The 17,071-nt window shown below is 72.7% G+C and carries 17 protein-coding genes; 8 read left to right on the forward strand and 9 right to left on the reverse strand.

The features are described 5' to 3' along the window. Nucleotides 1-62: 62 nt before the first annotated feature. The gene (locus tag OG242_RS06445; protein ID WP_405897221.1) at nt 63-752 is read left to right on the forward strand and encodes a maleylpyruvate isomerase family mycothiol-dependent enzyme; all 690 of its coding nucleotides are present in this window, start codon (nt 63-65) and stop codon (nt 750-752) included. Between the two features lie 10 nt (nt 753-762). After that, nucleotides 763-1,419, forward strand: a complete 657-nt coding sequence (locus OG242_RS06450; RefSeq protein WP_405897222.1) for an MBL fold metallo-hydrolase — start codon at nt 763-765, stop codon at nt 1,417-1,419. Nucleotides 1,420-1,447: 28 nt separating this feature from the next. On the opposite strand, the gene OG242_RS06455 is transcribed toward OG242_RS06450, so the two are convergent. The 5 genes from OG242_RS06455 to OG242_RS06475 all read right to left on the reverse strand — a co-directional run bounded on the left by OG242_RS06455 (nt 1,448) and on the right by OG242_RS06475 (nt 8,606). After that, complete coding sequence (locus tag OG242_RS06455) at nt 1,448-2,431, reverse strand: TerC family protein (protein WP_405897223.1); 984 nt, start codon at nt 2,429-2,431, stop codon at nt 1,448-1,450. 267 nt (nt 2,432-2,698) lie between these two features. Then, nucleotides 2,699-4,675, reverse strand: a complete 1,977-nt coding sequence (locus OG242_RS06460; RefSeq protein WP_405897224.1) for a TerD family protein — start codon at nt 4,673-4,675, stop codon at nt 2,699-2,701. Nucleotides 4,676-4,829: 154 nt separating this feature from the next. Then, the gene (locus OG242_RS06465) at nt 4,830-5,408 is read right to left on the reverse strand and encodes a TerD family protein (RefSeq protein ID WP_405897225.1); all 579 of its coding nucleotides are present in this window, start codon (nt 5,406-5,408) and stop codon (nt 4,830-4,832) included. A 126-nt stretch (nt 5,409-5,534) separates the two neighbouring features. Continuing rightward, nucleotides 5,535-7,688 (reverse strand): excinuclease ABC subunit UvrB, encoded by a 2,154-nt coding sequence (gene uvrB / locus OG242_RS06470; RefSeq protein WP_405897226.1) that lies wholly within the window; start codon nt 7,686-7,688, stop codon nt 5,535-5,537. Nucleotides 7,689-7,727: 39 nt separating this feature from the next. Beyond that, nucleotides 7,728-8,606, reverse strand: a complete 879-nt coding sequence (locus OG242_RS06475) for an MHYT domain-containing protein (RefSeq protein WP_405897227.1) — start codon at nt 8,604-8,606, stop codon at nt 7,728-7,730. Nucleotides 8,607-8,837: 231 nt separating this feature from the next. Here OG242_RS06475 and OG242_RS06480 point away from each other — a divergent pair, with 231 nt between their 5' ends. The 3 genes from OG242_RS06480 to OG242_RS06490 all read left to right on the forward strand — a co-directional run bounded on the left by OG242_RS06480 (nt 8,838) and on the right by OG242_RS06490 (nt 11,735). Next, nucleotides 8,838-9,782: a glycerophosphodiester phosphodiesterase gene (locus tag OG242_RS06480; RefSeq protein WP_405897228.1), complete on the forward strand. Its 945-nt coding sequence runs from the start codon at nt 8,838-8,840 to the stop codon at nt 9,780-9,782. A 41-nt stretch (nt 9,783-9,823) separates the two neighbouring features. Next, on the forward strand, nt 9,824-10,366 hold the full coding sequence (locus tag OG242_RS06485; protein ID WP_405897229.1) for a methylated-DNA--[protein]-cysteine S-methyltransferase: 543 nt from the start codon (nt 9,824-9,826) through the stop codon (nt 10,364-10,366). Between the two features lie 64 nt (nt 10,367-10,430). Beyond that, the gene (locus OG242_RS06490) at nt 10,431-11,735 is read left to right on the forward strand and encodes an MFS transporter (RefSeq protein WP_405897230.1); all 1,305 of its coding nucleotides are present in this window, start codon (nt 10,431-10,433) and stop codon (nt 11,733-11,735) included. Here OG242_RS06490 and OG242_RS06495 read toward each other — a convergent pair. Next, nucleotides 11,726-12,562 carry a class I SAM-dependent methyltransferase gene (locus tag OG242_RS06495; RefSeq protein WP_405897231.1) on the reverse strand — a complete coding sequence of 279 codons (837 nt, stop codon included), beginning with the start codon at nt 12,560-12,562 and terminating at the stop codon, nt 11,726-11,728. The two genes, OG242_RS06490 and OG242_RS06495, sit on opposite strands and share 10 nt — an antisense overlap. Nucleotides 12,563-12,756: 194 nt before the next feature. Here OG242_RS06495 and OG242_RS06500 point away from each other — a divergent pair, with 194 nt between their 5' ends. Then, nucleotides 12,757-13,698, forward strand: a complete 942-nt coding sequence (locus tag OG242_RS06500; RefSeq protein WP_405897232.1) for a pseudouridine-5'-phosphate glycosidase — start codon at nt 12,757-12,759, stop codon at nt 13,696-13,698. After that, on the forward strand, nt 13,695-14,597 hold the full coding sequence (locus tag OG242_RS06505) for a carbohydrate kinase family protein (protein WP_405897233.1): 903 nt from the start codon (nt 13,695-13,697) through the stop codon (nt 14,595-14,597). The genes OG242_RS06500 and OG242_RS06505 overlap by 4 nt, the downstream gene beginning before the upstream one ends. A 21-nt stretch (nt 14,598-14,618) precedes the next feature. Here the strand turns inward: OG242_RS06505 and OG242_RS06510 are convergent, their stop codons facing one another. Further along, nucleotides 14,619-15,257: a uridine kinase gene (locus OG242_RS06510; protein WP_405897234.1), complete on the reverse strand. Its 639-nt coding sequence runs from the start codon at nt 15,255-15,257 to the stop codon at nt 14,619-14,621. Between the two features lie 87 nt (nt 15,258-15,344). Here OG242_RS06510 and OG242_RS06515 point away from each other — a divergent pair, with 87 nt between their 5' ends. After that, a complete protein-coding gene (locus OG242_RS06515) occupies nt 15,345-15,710 on the forward strand; it encodes a nuclear transport factor 2 family protein (protein ID WP_405897235.1) in 366 nt (121 codons plus the stop codon). Between the two features lie 28 nt (nt 15,711-15,738). Here OG242_RS06515 and OG242_RS06520 read toward each other — a convergent pair whose 3' ends face one another. Continuing rightward, complete coding sequence (locus tag OG242_RS06520) at nt 15,739-16,263, reverse strand: cupin domain-containing protein (RefSeq protein ID WP_405897236.1); 525 nt, start codon at nt 16,261-16,263, stop codon at nt 15,739-15,741. Between the two features lie 106 nt (nt 16,264-16,369). Next, nucleotides 16,370-17,038, reverse strand: coding sequence for a winged helix-turn-helix transcriptional regulator (locus OG242_RS06525; RefSeq protein WP_405897237.1), 669 nt, complete (start codon nt 17,036-17,038; stop codon nt 16,370-16,372). Between the last annotated feature and the right edge of the window lie 33 nt (nt 17,039-17,071).

Raw genomic sequence — 17,071 nt, forward strand, 5'->3', positions numbered from 1 at the left:
CGAATTGCGGACGGCTGAGAACTCCTTCACCCGAACGAGTGGCCGGGGCTAGGCTCGGCCCCATGACTGATCATGCGTACGACCTGGCGGCACTCCGGGAAGCGACCGATCGGCTCCTCGGAGCGACCGGGAAACTGGACGACGCAGCACTCGCCGAGCCGTCACGACTGCCGGGCTGGAGCCGCGGTCATGTCGTCGCGCACCTCTCTCGTAACGCCGACGCGCTCGTAAATGTTCTCCGGGACCTTCCGATGTACGCAGACAGCGAAACCCGGGACCGCGACATCGAGCGGGACGCCCCCCGCTCGCAGGCGGAACAGCTGGCCGACCTGACGGCGAGCGCGACCCGGTTCGTCGCAGCGGCGGCCGAGCCCGCGGACTGGTCGCGCACGGTGACCCTGCGCAACGGTGTGACGGACTCGGCCTCCCTGATGCCGTTCCGGCGCCGGGGCGAGGTGGAGCTGCACCACGTCGACCTGGACGTGGGCTACGAGCTGGAGGACCTGCCGGACGAGTTCACCGCGCGTGAGATCGACTTCCTGGCCGAGCGGTTCGCCGGGCACCCGGAGGTCGTGTCGACGGCGGTCGTCGACGACACCGGGCGGGTGTGGACGACCGGCGGCGGCGCGGAGGGCGGGCCCGTTGCGGTCCGCGGCACGGCCCCCGAGCTGCTGGGATGGCTCAGCGGGCGGCGCGACGGCTCGGGACTGACGGTCGAAGGCGGAACGCTTCCGGCGCTGCCCCCGCTATAGGCTGAAGTACATGACGTACAGCGGAGCGGTGAGGCTCGGCGGACCCGCCGACGTGCACGAACTGACGGATCTGATGATCTCGAAGGTCGCCGTCGGCCCGATGGACAACAACGCCTATCTGCTGCGCTGCCGGGCCACCGGCGAGCAGCTGCTGATCGACGCGGCCGCCGACGCCGGGACGCTGCTGCGGCTGATCGGTGACGACTCGATCGTCTCGGTCGTCACCACCCACCGGCACCGCGACCACTGGACGGCACTGGGCGAAGTGGTCGCGGCCACCGGGGCCCGCACCTACGCGGGACGGTACGACGCCGAGGGCATCGAGGTGCCGACGGAGGTCCTCGTCGAGGACGGCGACACCGTCCGGGTGGGCGAGGTGGCGCTCACCGCCCGCCACCTGACCGGGCACACCCCGGGGTCGATCACGCTCCTGTACGACGACCCGCACGGGGCCCCGCACCTGTTCACCGGGGACTGCCTCTTCCCCGGCGGGGTCGGCAACACCCACAAGGACCCCGAGGCGTTCGCGAGCCTGCTGCACGACGTGGAGACCAAGCTCTTCGCCCCGCTGCCGGACGAGACCTGGGTCTACCCGGGCCACGGGCGCGACACCACGCTCGGGGACGAACGGCCCCACCTGCCCGAGTGGCGCGCCCGGGGCTGGTGAGGCGGCAAGGCCGTCCGTCCGCGTACCGCTAGACGCGGTCCTCCGTCTTCGCCTCCCCCGTCTCGGTCCCGGCCTGCTTCCTGGTGGCCATCAGGCTGGTGATCGTGGTGATGATCAGCACCCCGCAGATGACGCCGAGCGAGACCGGGATGGAGATCTCGGGGACGTGCACCCCGGACTCGTGCAGGGCGTGCAGCACCAGCTTGACGCCGATGAAGCCGAGGATCACCGACAGTCCGTAGCTGAGGTGGACCAGCTTCTTCAGCAGCCCGCCGATCAGGAAGTACAGCTGCCGCAGGCCCATCAGGGCGAAGGCGTTGGCGGTGAAGACGATGTACGGGTCCTGGGTGAGGCCGAAGATCGCGGGGATGGAGTCCAGCGCGAACAGCACGTCCGTGGTGCCGATGGCGAGCATGACGACCATCAGGGGGGTCAGGACGCGCTTGCCGTTGTTGCGGATGAAGAGCTTGGTGCCGTGGTACCGGTCGGCGACGCCGAAGCGGCGCTCGATGTTCTTCAGGAGGCGGTTCTCCTCGAACTCCTCGTCCTCCTCGTCGGCCCGCGCCTCCTGGATGAGCTTCCAGGCGGTGTAGATCAGGAACGCGCCGAAGATGTAGAAGACCCACGAGAAGTTGGCGATGACCGCGGCGCCGGCGGCGATGAAGATCGCCCGGAGCACCAGCGCGATCAGCACGCCGATCAGCAGCACCCGCTGCTGGAGGTGGGAGGGCACCGAGAACTTCGCCATGATCAGCACGAAGACGAAGAGGTTGTCGACGCTGAGCGACTTCTCGGTGATGTAGCCGGCGAAGAACTCGCCCGATGCCTGGGTCTCGCCGGCCACGAGGAGCCCGAGCCCGAAGAGGGCGGCCAGCACGATCCAGACGATCGTCCAGATACCGGCTTCCTTGGTCGACACGTCATGGGGCTTGCGCCCGATGAAGAAGTCGACGGTGATGAGGGCGCACAGACCAATGATGGTCAGCGCCCAGAGGGTCCATGAAACGTCCACTGCGCCTCCGGCAGTTCGCTACGGGCTACTGATCAGCGTCGTCGCTGCCGGAGGTCTCTTCCACCCGGGCGCGCGGGCTGCGCGCCGAGGCCGGCGCCCCGGGACCGGTCACAGTCCGTACTGACGGGAACGCCGCGTATGGGAGTACTCCCCTCCGCTCCATGAACGGTACAGGAAATACCAAGGAAAGGTAAAGGAAAGCCTAAAAGCTCTCCAAAATCGCAGGTCAGGGGCGGTTTACCGAAGGCCTTTACGGAGTCCGGCGAGTCAGCGGTGCCCGGTGCGGCGGGCGTTGGCCACCCGGGCCAGCACCTCGTCCAGGACCGCGCTGCCCGGCGGCGTCCGCAGCGGTTCGTACGTCCACGCGTGACCGACCCAGGGGTCGGCCAGATGGTCGTCGGCGACCGGGGTGACCCGCAGCAGCGAGCGCCACAGCGGGTCGAGGACCGGGCCGTATTCGGACGCCTCCTCGCGGTCCGCGACCATCATCAGGTGGACGCCCACCGAGGGCCCCTCGTCGGCGAGGTAGCGCAACTGGGTGACCGCGCGGTCGTCGAAGCCGTGCGGGAAGTCGTTGACGATCAGCAGCTGCTCGGCCGGGTCCAGGTCCGGCGGCAGCGAGTCGGCGGCACCGGCCCGGATCGCCATCTGCACCAGGTCGACCCGACGGGTGAGGTGGGCGAGGACCGAGGAGACGCCCTGCGCACCGGTCGCGGGCGGCGACGGCAGGACCCCGGAACGGACCAGCGGGGCGAGCGCCCCGGCGGCGGAACCGGCCGGGTCGATGACGTGGACCGTGAACTCGTTCGGCGGGTAGACGGCCAGCAGCCGGGCCGCGTGCAGCACGGCGGTCTCCATCGCGAGCCTGCGCAGCTGGTCCGTGCCGGCGAGCGCGGCGGCCTCGGAAGCGGTGCGCCCGCTGTCGATCCACATGCCCCGCTCCAGAGGCAGCCGCACGAGCAGCGGGATGCGCAGGTCGGCGCTCTCCGGCAGGTGGAGGTCGCCGATCCGCAGCGCCATGGGGATCTCCATCGGCACCCGGTAGCCGTGCCAGACGGGGTTGTCCCAGCCCGCGTAGGAGGCCGGGAGCGCGGGCTCCACGACGGCGGACTCGGCGGCGAGCTGGGCGAGGTCGCGGTCCAGCGACTCACGGGCCCGGGCGGTGAGCTCGTCGCGCTTGGCACGGGCCTCCTCGCGGGCCCGGTCGCCCGCGCCCCCGATGCGGCTGCGCGGGTCGGACAGGGTCCGCTCCAGCTCCTGGTCCATCCGGGACTCGGCGAAGTCGACGGCGCTGCGGTACGCGGCGGCGGCCCGGGCCAGGTCCTCGAACATGCCCCACACCTGGTTGTACAGGCGCTCGTCCATGGACCAGCCGGTCGCGTCACCGGCGACGGGCTGGGCGGGCTGCCCCGGCTGGGCCGGCGGCGCGGCGGGAGGCGGCGGCGGGGGCGCGGAGGACTGCCGGCGCGGGTGCGCGTAGTTGACCGGGCCGCCCGGGGCGGCCGGTTCGGCGAGCGGCTCGGGCTGCGGGGGCGTTACGGGCGGGGCCGGCGGCGGGACCGGCGGCTGTCCGTTGCCCGGCGCGGGGGCCGGGGCGGGGGGCGGTGCGGGGACCGGCGCGGGGGCCGGCGCGGGCGTGTGCCTGACCCGGTCGCCCTCCGGGGTGCGGGGCGGCGGCGCCACCGAGCGGGCCAGGCCGCGGGCGACGGCCTCCTGGATCGTCCCGGCGAGCTCGGCGGCCCGGTCCACACCCTGGTCGGCGAGCATGGCGGCGAGGCCGCCCGCATACCCCTGGCCGACCGCCCGGACCTTCCAGGCGCCCTGGCGGCGGTACAGCTCCAGGGCGGCGACCGCGGACTCGCTGTCGAGCCCGGTCAGCGTGAACGTGGCGATCTCGTCGCCGTCGAGTCCGGTGACCGCGACGAAGGGCGAGGCGACGGCCCCGAAGCGGGCCGGGCCGCCGGCGCCCTGTGGAAGGGCCAGCAGCACCGTGACCCGGTGCACCCCGTCGGGCAGGGCGTCGAGGTCGACGGCGAGCCGGTGGTCGGCGGCGGCCTGCCGGGAGACTTCGAGGCCGTGCAGCTGCGGGGAGCCGGGGTGGGCGATCCACTCGACGCCGTGGACCCTGCCGTGCTCGTCGCCGAGCGTGGCACCGGCCACGACGGGCGTCCCGGCCGATATCCGGATCTCCAGACGGGTCTGGGGCAAGGTGTGGTTCTGCCCCCGGACCAGCTCGGCCGTCATTGCCCTGTCCCCTCGACGAATTGCCGCTGTGCGCGCTGTGGCTGTGCTGTGGGTGGTGCGGTGGTGCCGCGATGCGGGCAGCTCCCGGCGGCCGATGCCTCCGGGAGCTGCGCGTACCGCGATGCGGGCCCGTCGGCGCGGGCCCGGTGTCGCCCTACAGGTGCGGCAGGATCGCCGGCATGAGGTCCTGGAAGGTGCGGCCGTTGGCCGGGGTGCCGACGGCGGTCATCTTCCAGCCGTTGCCCGCGCGGTGCACCTTCGCCATGATCTGCGCGGTGTACTGCCCGCCGCCGTCCAGCGTGTAGCGAGCGAGCTCCTGGCCGTTGGTCTCGTCCACGATGCGGCAGAAGGCGTTCTGCACCTCCTGGAACGTCTGGCCGGTGAAGGAGTTCACCGTGAAGACGATCTGGTCGATGTGGACCGGCACCCGCTGGAGGTCCACGAGGATCGCCTCGTCGTCGCCGCCGGAGCCGGCGCCGCCCACGAGGTTGTCCCCGGTGTGCCGCACGGAGCCGTCGTCGCTGGTGAGGTGCCGGAAGAACACGACGTCCACCGGCTGCTTGTCGGCGAACAGGACCGCCGAGGCGTCCAGGTCGATCTCCCGGGTGCGCGAGCCGAACAGACCGCGGCGCGGTGCCGCCTGCCAGCCGAGCCCCATCCGTACCGCGGTCAGGGTCCCCCCGTCGCTCTTCTGCAGGCTGATGGCCTGACCCTTGGTCATATTGACCGTCACGCGCTGTCCCCTCTCCGCTTCCCCGCAACCGTCCTTGTGCGGTTGCCCAGCACCCTACGCAGTGGTGTCACCCGCGCGGAGGGCCTGGGTCGTTTTGTGTCGGTCCTGCAACATCCGGCCCGGAGGTCAGGCCAGACCGGCCTCGCGCATCTGGCGCAGCTCCTTCTTCAGCTCCCCCACCTCGTCGCGCAGCCGGGCGGCGACCTCGAACTGGAGGTCCGCGGCGGCGGCGCGCATCCGGTCCGTCATCTCCTCGATGATCCCGGCCAGTTCGGTGGCGGGACGGTCGGTGACCGCCGCGGCGTCCCGGGCCTTCCCCTTCGCGGACTTCCCGGCCGTCGCCGCCTTGCCGTCGCCCGGGACCGCGTGCTTCCCGAGGGCGGGCACGGGTGCCTTGCCCTCCTTGCCCTGGCGGTAGCCGGTGCCGAGCAGCTGCTCGGTGTCGACCTCCTCGCGCGCGATCGTGGCGACGATGTCGTTGATCTTCTTGCGCAGCGGCTGCGGGTCGATGCCGCGCTCGGTGTTGTAGGCGATCTGCTTCTCGCGGCGGCGGTTGGTCTCGTCGATGGCCTGGGCCATCGCCGGGGTGACCTTGTCCGCGTACATGTGGACCTGCCCCGAGACGTTGCGCGCCGCGCGGCCGATGGTCTGGATCAGTGAGGTGCCCGAGCGCAGGAAGCCCTGCTTGTCGGCGTCCAGGATCGCCACGAGCGACACCTCGGGCAGGTCGAGGCCCTCGCGCAGGAGGTTGATGCCGACCAGTACGTCGTACTCGCCGGAGCGCAGCTCCCGCAGCAGCTCGATGCGGCGCAGCGTGTCGACGTCGCTGTGGAGATAACGGACCTGGATGCCGAGCTCCAGGAAGTAGTCGGTGAGGTCCTCCGCCATCTTCTTGGTGAGCGTGGTGACCAGGACCCGTTCGTCCTTCTCGGCGCGCTCGCGGATCTCGTGCACCAGGTCGTCGATCTGGCCCTCGGTGGGCTTGACGACGACCTCGGGGTCGACGAGGCCGGTGGGGCGGATGATCTGCTCGACGAATCCGTCGCCCCGGGACAGCTCGTAGTTGCCCGGGGTGGCGGAGAGGTAGACCGTCTGGTTGATCCGCTGGAGGAACTCCTCCCACTTCAGCGGGCGGTTGTCCAGGGCCGACGGCAGCCGGAAGCCGTGGTCGACGAGGGTCCGCTTGCGGGAGGCGTCGCCCTCGTACATGGCGCCGATCTGCGGGACCGTGACGTGGGACTCGTCGAGCACCAGGAGGAAGTCCTCCGGGAAGTAGTCGAGGAGGGTGTTCGGGGCGGTGCCGGGGGCACGGCCGTCGAAGTGCATCGAGTAGTTCTCGACGCCGGAGCAGGTGCCGATCTGGCGGAGCATCTCGATGTCGTACGTGGTGCGCATGCGCAGCCGCTGGGCCTCCAGCATCTTGCCCTGCTTCTCCAGCTCGGCCAGGCGCTGCTCCAGCTCCTGCTCGATGCCGCTGACGGCCCTCTCCATGCGCTCGGGGCCCGCCACGTAGTGGGTGGCGGGGAAGACGTGGAGGGACCGGTCCTCGCTGATGACCTCGCCGGTGAGCGGGTGCAGCGTGGACAGGGCCTCGATCTCGTCGCCGAACATCTCGATGCGGACGGCGAGCTCCTCGTAGACCGGGAAGATCTCGATGGTGTCGCCGCGCACCCGGAAGGTGCCCCGGGTGAAGGCCAGGTCGTTGCGCGTGTACTGGATCTCGACGAAGCGGCGCAGCAGCTGGTCGCGGTCGATCTCCTCGCCCACCTTGAGCTGGACCATGCGGTCCACGTACTCCTGCGGCGTACCGAGGCCGTAGATGCAGGAGACGGAGGCGACCACGATGACGTCCCGGCGGGTGAGCAGGGAATTCGTCGCGGAGTGGCGCAGCCGCTCGACCTCCTCGTTGATCGAGGAGTCCTTCTCGATGTAGGTGTCCGACTGCGGGACGTACGCCTCGGGCTGGTAGTAGTCGTAGTACGAGACGAAGTACTCGACGGCGTTGTTGGGCAGGAGCTCGCGGAACTCGTTGGCCAGCTGGGCGGCGAGGGTCTTGTTCGGCGCCATCACCAGGGTGGGGCGCTGCAGCTTCTCGATCATCCAGGCGGTGGTCGCGGACTTGCCGGTGCCGGTCGCGCCGAGGAGCACGACATCCTTCTCACCTGCGCGGACGCGCTTCTCCAGCTCGGCGATGGCCGCTGGCTGGTCGCCGCTGGGCTGATAGGGACTGACGACCTCGAAAGGCGCCACCGTACGTTCGATCTTCGAGACTGGCCGCATGCAACCACCGTACGACCCCCCACTGACAACGGGCCCGGTTCACCAGTCCGCGGGCCCCACGGCGTCGCGCGGCCGGGAGTGGAAGGACGCCGGATCGGCGTACGTGCCGAAGCTCGGGACCTGGCGCTGGGCGGGGATTCCGGGGGCCCTGCCGCCCGCGGCGTCGTCCCAGTCGGGCGTGCCCATGACCACCAGCGGGTCGAACATGACCACGACGGCCGCCAGCAGCAGGAAGCAGGCGGGTCCGAGGAGCATGGGCACCAGCAGGGAGCCGGCGCTGTCCCCGGGGGCGTGGCCCGCGCCGAGGGCGGAGGGGTGCAGATGGACCCGGAGCGCGGCCATGCCGGTGTAGTGCATGCCGCTCACCGCGACCGCCATGACGACGCTCGCGCCGAGGCTGGGCAGGAAGCCGTGGATGGACACGGCGGCCCACAGCGCGGCGGTCGAGGCCACCACGGCGATGACCACGGAGAGGGACACGGTCACCGTGTCGTACTCGAACTGCCCATCAAGCCGCATTCCCGCCATGCCGAGGTAATGCATGGAGGCCACGCCGAGCCCGGTGATCGTGCCTCCCGTCACCAGGGCCATGCGGGTGGCGCCCCGGTACCCGACGAGGAAGATCCCGACGCCGACCATGACGATCGCGACGGCGAGGCTGGCGAAGGTGATCGGTTTGTCGTAGCCGATCGGTACGTCGTCGACGGAGAAGCCCACCATCGCGATGAAGTGCATGGTCCAGATGCCCGAACCAATGGAGGTCGCCCCGAGAGCCAGCCAGCCGGCCTTGAAGGAACGCTCGGTACGCAGTGACCGCGTGGTGCAGCGCAGGCCCAGGGCCGCGCCGAGGCACGCCATGAGGAACGCCGCCGCCGGGGTCACCGCCCCATAGCTGAAGCCGTCGATTGTGCCCTGCATCCTTGTACGCCCTTCGCAGCAGCAAGCCCGGGTCAGGACGATCCCAGGGCCTGTCGTCCAGGCGCAAGGCGCCCGCAGACACAACAGAAGTGCCGCATCTTATCGACCGGGCCGACGGCGGGTGGCGTGGTCCCCGAAGTGCGTTCACGCGGTGGCCATCCTTCGCCCGTTCCCCGTTCGGGGGCGGCTGGGACGCTCGGGCCGTCCGCAACTCTGACGCAAGGAGTTCACGTGTACGCAGGCACCGCTACCGCTACCGCCTCCGTCGCCACCGCCGCCGTGCTGGGCGCCGGCATGTTGCTGATGTCGAACCCGGGCGCGCCGCTCCCGGACGCCCCCGCGACCCTGCGGACCGTGCAGCAGGCCGGCCCGGTCCGCCACGCGACCGACGCCATGGCGCGCGGCCCGCGCGTCTACGCCCACCGCGGCGCTTCCGCGTACGCCCCGGAGAACACGCTCGTCGCCGTGGACAGGGCCGACGCGCTCGGCTTCGACTGGGTGGAGAACGACGTCCAGCTCACCAGGGACGGGGTGCCGGTCGTCATGCACGACACCGGCCTCAAGCGGACGACGAACGCCGAGGAGGTGTTCCCGGACCGTGCGCCCTGGGCGGTCAAGGACTTCACGGCCGCCGAGATCTCCCGGCTGGACGCGGGCAGCTGGTTCGGTGCGCGGTACGCCGGCACCCGGGTGCCGACCCTGCGCCAGTTCCTGAGGCGGCTCGGCCACAACCGGCAGAACCTCCTGCTGGAGATCAAGAGCCCGGGGACCTACCCGGGGATCGAGCGCGTCACCCTCAAGGTGCTGAACGAGGAGGGCTGGCTGGACCGCGCCCATGTCAGGGACCGTCTGGTGATCCAGAGCTTCGGGGCCGGCAGCGTGCGTACGGTGCACGCGCTGCGTCCGGACGTGGTCACGGGCTTCCTCGGCGCCCCGGCCGTGGCGAAACTGCCCGCGTACGCCGAGTTCACCGACCAGATCAACCCGCCCTCGGCGGGCCTGTCCGGCGGCTACGTGGCGGCGGTGCACGCCCTGAAGGGCCCGCACGGCAAGAAGCTCCAGGTCAGCCCCTGGACGGTGAACGACGCGGCGTCCGCGCGCAAGGTGGACGGCATGGGCGTGGACGGCATCATCACCAACGCCCCCGACGTGGTGCGCGCGGCCACGAAGGGCTGATGCCGGGGCCCGTTGTCAGTGGCCCGCCGTACGGTGGGGCCATGGACAGCAACGGGGTCGTCGAGTGGGCCGTCGTCGAGAGCGACATCGGTCCGTTGATGCTGGCCGCGACCGGGACGGGACTGGTGAGCGTGGTCTTCCACGCCCGCCCGGAGATACGGGACCGGATGCTGGAGAAGCTGCGTGCCCGGCTCGGCGCGGAGCCGGTCGAGGCACCCGGCTCCGCCCGGCTGGCCGAGCCGGTGCGCCAGCTCGCGGCGTACTTCGCGGGCACGCTGCGGGAGTTCTCGCTCGACCTGGACTGGTCGCTGACCGCCGGGTTCAACCGCCAGGTACTGCGGGAGCTGGCCCGGGGCGTGCCGTACGGGGCGGTCGCCGGGTACGGGGAGCTGGCCGAGCGGGTCGGACAGCCGGGCGCGGCCCAGGCGGTCGGCGCGGCGATGGGCTCCAATCCCCTGCCCGTCGTGGTGCCGTGCCACCGGGTGGTGGAGAACGACGGCGGAATAGGCGGCTTCGGCGGGGGCCTGGAAACGAAGCGGCAATTGCTGGCGCTGGAAGGGGTGCTGCCGCAGCCGCTGTTCTGAGCCCTCGGCCCGGGTACCGTGCGGGCCCGTTTCGTACAGGCGTACGCGCTGGCACACTGCGTCGGTGACCAACACCCTCGACGCCCCTGACACCCCGGGTGGGCCCGGTGCCGCCGTGTCCGTCACGGTGGCCGATCTGCCGCGCCTGCGCCGCAGGACGTCCGCCGTCCTGATCGCCGGGCAGATACTCGGCGGCCTCGGTGTGCCGGTCGGCATCGCCCTGGCCCCCGTGCTCGCCACCGAGGTGAGCGGTTCCGAGGCGCTGTCGGGGCTCGCTCCCACGGCGTCGGTGACCGGCACGGCCCTGCTGTCGCTGCCGCTGGCCGCCCTGATGACCGCGCGGGGCCGCCGCCCCGGTCTCGTGGTGGCCTATCTGATCGGCGCCTTCGGGGCGGGTCTCGTGGTGCTGGCCACCGTGGTGGAGAGCTTCCCGCTGCTGCTGCTCGGGATGGCCTGCTTCGGGGCGGGTTCGTCCGCCAACCTGCAGGCGCGGTTCGCCGCCGCGGACCTGGCGGAGCCGGACCGGCGGGGCCGGGCGATCTCCACGGTCATCTGGGCGACCACGATCGGCTCGGTGCTCGGGCCGAACGTCGCGGCTCCGGCGGGCCGGGTCTTCCGGGGCACCGCCGTGTCCGAGACGGCGGGCCCGTTCGTCTGGGCGGCCGGCATCTTCGTGCTCGCGGCGCTCGTGGTCGCCGTGCTGCTGCGGCCCGACCCGCTGCTCACCGCGCGGGCGCTGGCCACACGGGAGGGCGGGGAGGCCGGGGACCGCTCGCTGCGGGCGGGGCTGGCCGCCGTACGGGCGTCGCCGATGGCCCGGCTGGCCCTGGTGACCGTGACGGTCTCGCACACCGCGATGGTCTCGATCATGGTGATGACCCCGGTGGACCTGGGCCACCACGGCGCGGACCTCCAGCTGATCGGCCTGGTGATCAGCGGGCACATCGCCGGGATGTACGCCTTCTCACCGGTCATGGGCCGGCTGGCCGACCGCTTCGGCCGGCTCTCCGTCATCGGGCTCGCCGCCGGGCTGCTGGCCTGCGCCGCGCTGCTGGCCGGCACGGCGGGCGCCGCGCACGGCAGGACCGCGGCCGGCCTGTTCGTCCTCGGGCTCGGCTGGTCGGCGGGCATGGTGGCCGGTTCGGCGCTGCTCACCGACTCGGTCCCGCAGCCCGCCCGCGCCGCCGTGCAGGGTCTGTCGGACCTGGTCATGAACGCGTCGGCGGGGGTGGGCGGCGTGGTGGCCGGGGTGATCGTCTCCCGGGCGGGCTACGGCTGGCTCAACCTGACCGGCGCCTGTCTGCTGCTGCCGATGGCGGGACTGGCTCTGCGGCGGTCCCTGCGGCCGCCCCGGAGCCGTCAGGCGTGATCCGCCGCCGGGTCCGTCGTGGGCCGGCGCGCCATCAGGACCGGTTGGAAGAAGCCCGTCTCCTGCGGCTCGTGCCAGGCGGGCTCCGTGAGACCGGCCCGCCGCGCGAACCCCGTGAGCTGTGCCTGTGACAGGGCCCAGTACGAGGTGCGGCGTGTGCGCACCTCGTACCGGCCGCTCTCCCCTTCGCCGCCGGGCAGCAACTGGAAGTGCTCCAGGTCGTAGCGCTCGCCGTCCGGCCGCCAGTGCCACAGCTGGAAGGTGACGGCTCGGCCGCCGGTGCCCTCCCTGACCTGCGGCGGCGTGGACTCGGGCCGTTCGCGGCGCAGCCGGTCGTACGGCCGGGTGGAGACGAGCAGCACGCCGCCCGGTCGCAGCACCCGGCGCATCTCGCCGAGCGCCGCCTCCACCGCGTCCGGTGTGAGCAGATGCGGGAGCGAGTTGTCGGCGCACACGACGGCGTCGAAGGAGCGGTCACCGAACGGCAGCCGGGTCATGTCGGCCGCCGCCGTGCGCAGCCGCAGCCCTCTTGCTGCCGCCTCCTTCGCGGCTCGGGCGACCGCCACGGGGCTCAGGTCGCTGCCGGTGACGCGGTGTCCGAGCGCGGCGAGGCCCAGCGCCTGCGTACCGATGCCGCAGGCGCAGTCCAGCACGTCGCCGCTGGCCCCTCCCGCGTCGCCGAGCGCCGTGCCGATCAGGCCGGACAGCGCGGCCGCCTGGCGCTCGATGCTCGCCTGCCAGTCGGCGTACATGAGGTCGTAGTCCGAGGCCAGGTCGTCGTAGAAGTGGCGGACGGTGGCGGCGGGGCGGCTCGTCGGGGGAGACATGGGCCGACCCTAACGCCGGGGCGCGCAAGGGGTGAGGAGGGTTTCCGGCCCGCCGGCCGGACCGGTCCTGCCGGCTCGCCCCCGCCCCCACGCCCGCCCCCGCCCCGGAGAACAACGCACCTTTCGCGCCACCGGCCGCCCTCCACCTCACCCGGCACGTTTACGCCCCACCACCCCGCGACAGGGATGTGGACATGTCACTCAACGCGCCCCTCGACGCCACCCCGTACGCCCCCGTGCTCTCCGCCGAGGTGCGGGCCGCCCTGGCCGCGAACCGGCCCGTCGTCGCCCTGGAGTCGACGATCATCGCCCATGGGCTCCCCCGCCCCCGAAACCTGCGGGTCGCCGGGGAGCTGGAGGGGCTCGTGCGGTCCGCGGGCGCCGTGCCGGCGACCGTCGCCGTGCTGGACGGGCGGGCCAGGGTCGGGCTGGACAAGGCCGAGCTGGAACGGGTGGCCGAGGACCCGGGGATGCGCAAGCTGGGCCACCGCGATCTCGCCCCGGCGCTGGCGGGCGGGGCGAGCGGGGCGACGACCGTTTCCGCGACCGCGTTCCTGGCGGCCCGGGCCGGGCTGCGGGTCTTCGCGACCGGCGGGCTCGGCGGGGTGCACCGGGGCTGGACCGAGACGCAGGACGAGTCCGCGGACCTGCGGCTGCTGGCGCGCACGGGGATCACCGTGGTCTGCGCCGGCGTGAAGTCGATCCTGGACGTCCCGGCCACGCTGCAACGGCTGGAGACTCTGGGCGTCGGGGTGCTCGGCTACGGCACCGCCACGTTCCCCGGCTTCTACCTGAGCAGTTCCGGCGAGCCGGTCGACTGGACGGTGAACTCGCCCGACGAGGTCGCGGAGGTGATGCGGGCGCAGGACGCGCTCGGCGGGCCGGAGGCGGCGCTGATCGTGGCCAACCCCGTTCCGCAGGGCGAGCAGTTGGATCCCGGGCTGCACGACCGGGTGCTGGCCGAGGCGCTGGAGGCGTGCCGGGAGCACGGCATCACGGGGCAGGCGGTCACGCCGTTCCTGCTGGACCATCTGGTGCGGCACACCGGGGGCGCCTCGCTGGAGGCCAACCTCGCGGCGGTCCGGGGCAACGTGGCGCTCGCCGCCCGTATCGCCACCGCCTGGACGGCGCGGTGAGCGGCGGCCTCCTCGTCGTCGGGGACGTGGTCACCGATGTGGTCGCCCGGCACGGATCGGCGCCGGTCCACGGCACGGACACGGCCGCCGTGATCCGGACGCGGGCGGGCGGCGCGGGGGCCAACGTGGCCTGCTGGGCGGTGCATGCGGGCTGCCGGGACGTGCGGCTGCTGGCCCGGGTCGGCGCCGACTCGGCGGACTGGCACCGGGACCTGCTGCGGCGGGCGGGGGTGCGCGGGCTGCTCGCGGTGGACGAGGAGGAGCCGACCGCGACCGTCGTGGCCCTGGTGGACGCCGCGGCCGAGCGCACCTTCCTCACCGACAGCGGCGCGGTGCTGCGCCTCTCCCCCGACGACTGGTCGCCCTCGCTGCTCGACGGGGTGGCCCACCTCCACCTGTCGGGCTATCTGCTGTTCGCCGGTACGAGCCGGGAGACGGCCCTGCTGGCCCTGCGGGAGGCCGTACGACGGAACGTTCCGGTGAGCGTGGACCCGGCGTCGGCGGGCTTCCTGGCCGGTCTCGGCGTCGACCGGTTCCTCGCCCTGACCGAGCGGGCGGACCTGCTGCTGCCCAACGCGGACGAGGCTTCGCTGCTCACCGGCCTGCCCGAACCGGCGGACGCGGCGGCCAAGTTGAGCATGCCAGTCCGCCAGGTCGTCGTGACGCTCGGCGAGGGCGGAGCGCTGCTGGCCACCGGGGGCGCGGTGACCGGCCGGGTCCCGGCCGAGCCGGTCGGGCGGGCCGTGGACTCGACCGGGGCGGGCGACGCGTTCACCGGCGGCTTCCTCGCGGCGCGGCTGGCGGGGGCGGACGACACGGCGGCCGCTGCGGCGGGGTGCCGGGCCGGGGCACAGGCCGTCGGGACGGTGGGCGGGCGGCCGCCGTTGCCGGGCGAGTAGCGGGACTCGAACCCGCACGTCTCACCGCAGCCCCGTCCACGCCGGGTGCCCCGGGTCGTCGGCGCGCACCACCGCGTCCGCGCTCTCGGCGGGCGCCACCTCGTCCTCGTACCGCTCGAAGGCGGGCAGGGTCCACAGCTCGTCCTCCGGCGTGCGCCGCCGCAGCGCACCGGCCGACAAGCGCAGGTGGACGCCGAGGTCGAACGGGTACCAGTGCCCGAGCAGCAGCGGCCCGTGCAGGATCAGCACCCCGCGCTCCGGCAGGTGTGCGTACGGGCTGCGCGTGGCCCGGTCCGTGGCCGGGTCCCAGAGGTCGGGCAGCACCCGCCCGCTGCCGCCGGGCTCCAGCGGGCCGAACACTTCGCGCCACAGGGCTCCGGTGTCGAACCAGCTCCCGAAGTAGGAGTCCGGGTCCTGCTTGCCGTACTCGTAGCGCAGGCTGGCCGGCCGCAGGAACCCGGCGGTGGAGACAGGAAGCACCGCACGCCCCCGCAGCCTCAGCGCCTGGGCGACGGACTCGGCCAGTTCGCCGGGACGGGCGGCCGGTGCGCCGTCGACGGCGATCTTCAGCCAGGGTCCGCCGTCGGCGGGCTCCAGCGCGTCGGCGTGCGCGGCGAGCGCGTCCGTCAGCCGTTCCCAGGAGATCGCTTCGAATCGCACGCGTCCATCATCACCCGCGCGGCCCCGTGGTGACCGGATGCCGGAATCTCGCAGCCGCCTCCCGCCCGGCCCCTTACGGTCGTGGCCATGGATCTCGCATTCGCCCGCACGTTCGCAGCCCAGTGGCAGGACGACTGGAACTCCCACGACCTGCAACGCATCCTGACGCACTACCACGAGGACGTGACCTTCAGCTCGCCCATGATCGCGCGGTTCACCGGCGACCCCTCCGGGACCGTGCACGGCAAGGACGCCCTGCGGGCGTACTGGAAGCGTGGGCTCGAACTCATCCCGGACCTGGAGTTCGAGGTGATGGACGTCCGGGCGGGCGTCGACACGCTGGTGATCGACTACCGCAACCAGATCGGCGGCAGGGTCTACGAGGTGCTGACCTTCCGCGACGGGCTGGTGAGCGCCGGCCTCGGCGCGTACGGGGAGACACTCGCCCGCTGACTTCGGCGGGCGGTGCCCCCGGCGGGTGTCACTTCCCCGGCCCGCACTCCACCGCGTCGGCGTCCTCGGAGAGTTCGCTGCCCTGCGGCAGCAGATACGTCACCCAGAGGACGACGGGCTCGGTGCCCAGGTTGCGTCCGATGTGGCGGTGCTTCTGCCCCGACGGCTCGATGAACGACGTGCCCGCCGGGGACACCTCGGCCGAGCAGTCGTCAAGGGTGCGGGTGAGCGTACCGGACTCGACGACGACGATCAGCTGACCGCTGTGGGTGTGCCAGCCGGTGGAGCCGCCCGGTGCGATGGTGATCGTACGGAAGGTGACGTCGGCCCGGCCCTTCGGCGCCTTCACCTTCAGCTTGCCCACCGAGGTGCCCTCGGCCACGACGGTGGCGCTCACCCCGCCGCCGGGCGTGGCGCCGGCCGCCGTCGGTACGACGGCGAGCGCGGCGACGCTCCCCGCGATGACGAGCGCCTTGCCCAGCCGCTCCCGCTGACCCCGTCGCCCCCGCTTCCCCCGCTTCCCCTGCTGCCCCTGCTGTCCGGCGGTCCTCATGGGTCACTCCCGTCTCAGGTGTCACGGACATCTCAAACGTCCCGACGCTACCCGGAAGAGGACCGCGCGAATCACGCCACCGGCATCCGGCCGCGCGCGGCGAACGTCAGCTCCCCCGCAACTCCTTGGCCAGCGGGCTGTCGCCGGAGACCTCGATCCGGCCGTCCCCGACCGCCTCGGCGAACGTCGCCTCGCCGCGCCCCAGCGCGAGGCAGAGCTCCGCGTCGAGGGCGATGCGCGCGTCCGCACCGGCGGCGGGCCCGTCCCCGTACACCGGCTCGCCTGCCACCACCTCGCCCGTACGGATGTGGAACTCGCCCTCGTCCAGATGGACGTCGAGCACGCCCGTGGCGGCCGCTCCCTTCAGGGCGCGCAGCAGCGGAAGGGCGAACCAATGGGCCCGGACCGCGTCCGTGGGCCGCCGCTCGGCGAGCGCGGGGGCGCCCCACTCGGCGAGCGCGGCGAGGACCGGCAGCAGTCCGTGGCCGCGTGCGGTGAGCGCGTACACCGAGGCGGCGGCGGGCGGCGGGAGTTTGCGGCGGGTGACGAGGCCGCCCTGCTCCATGTCCTTGAGCCGGGAGGCCAGGACGTCCGTACTGACGCCGGGCAGGTCGGCGTGGAGATCGGTGTAGCGCCGGGGACCGGCCAGCAGTTCACGGACGATCAGCAGGGACCACCGGTCGCCGACCGCGTCCAGGGCCCGGGCACTGGCGCAGAACTGGTCGTAACTCCGGCGGCGGGCCGGGCGGGTGGCTGGCTGTTGCTGACGTGGCATGCGACGCAGTCTAGACATGTTGTTGGACTTTCC

Source organism: Streptomyces sp. NBC_00727, from assembly GCF_045161745.1.
Taxonomy (GTDB): domain Bacteria; phylum Actinomycetota; class Actinomycetes; order Streptomycetales; family Streptomycetaceae; genus Streptomyces.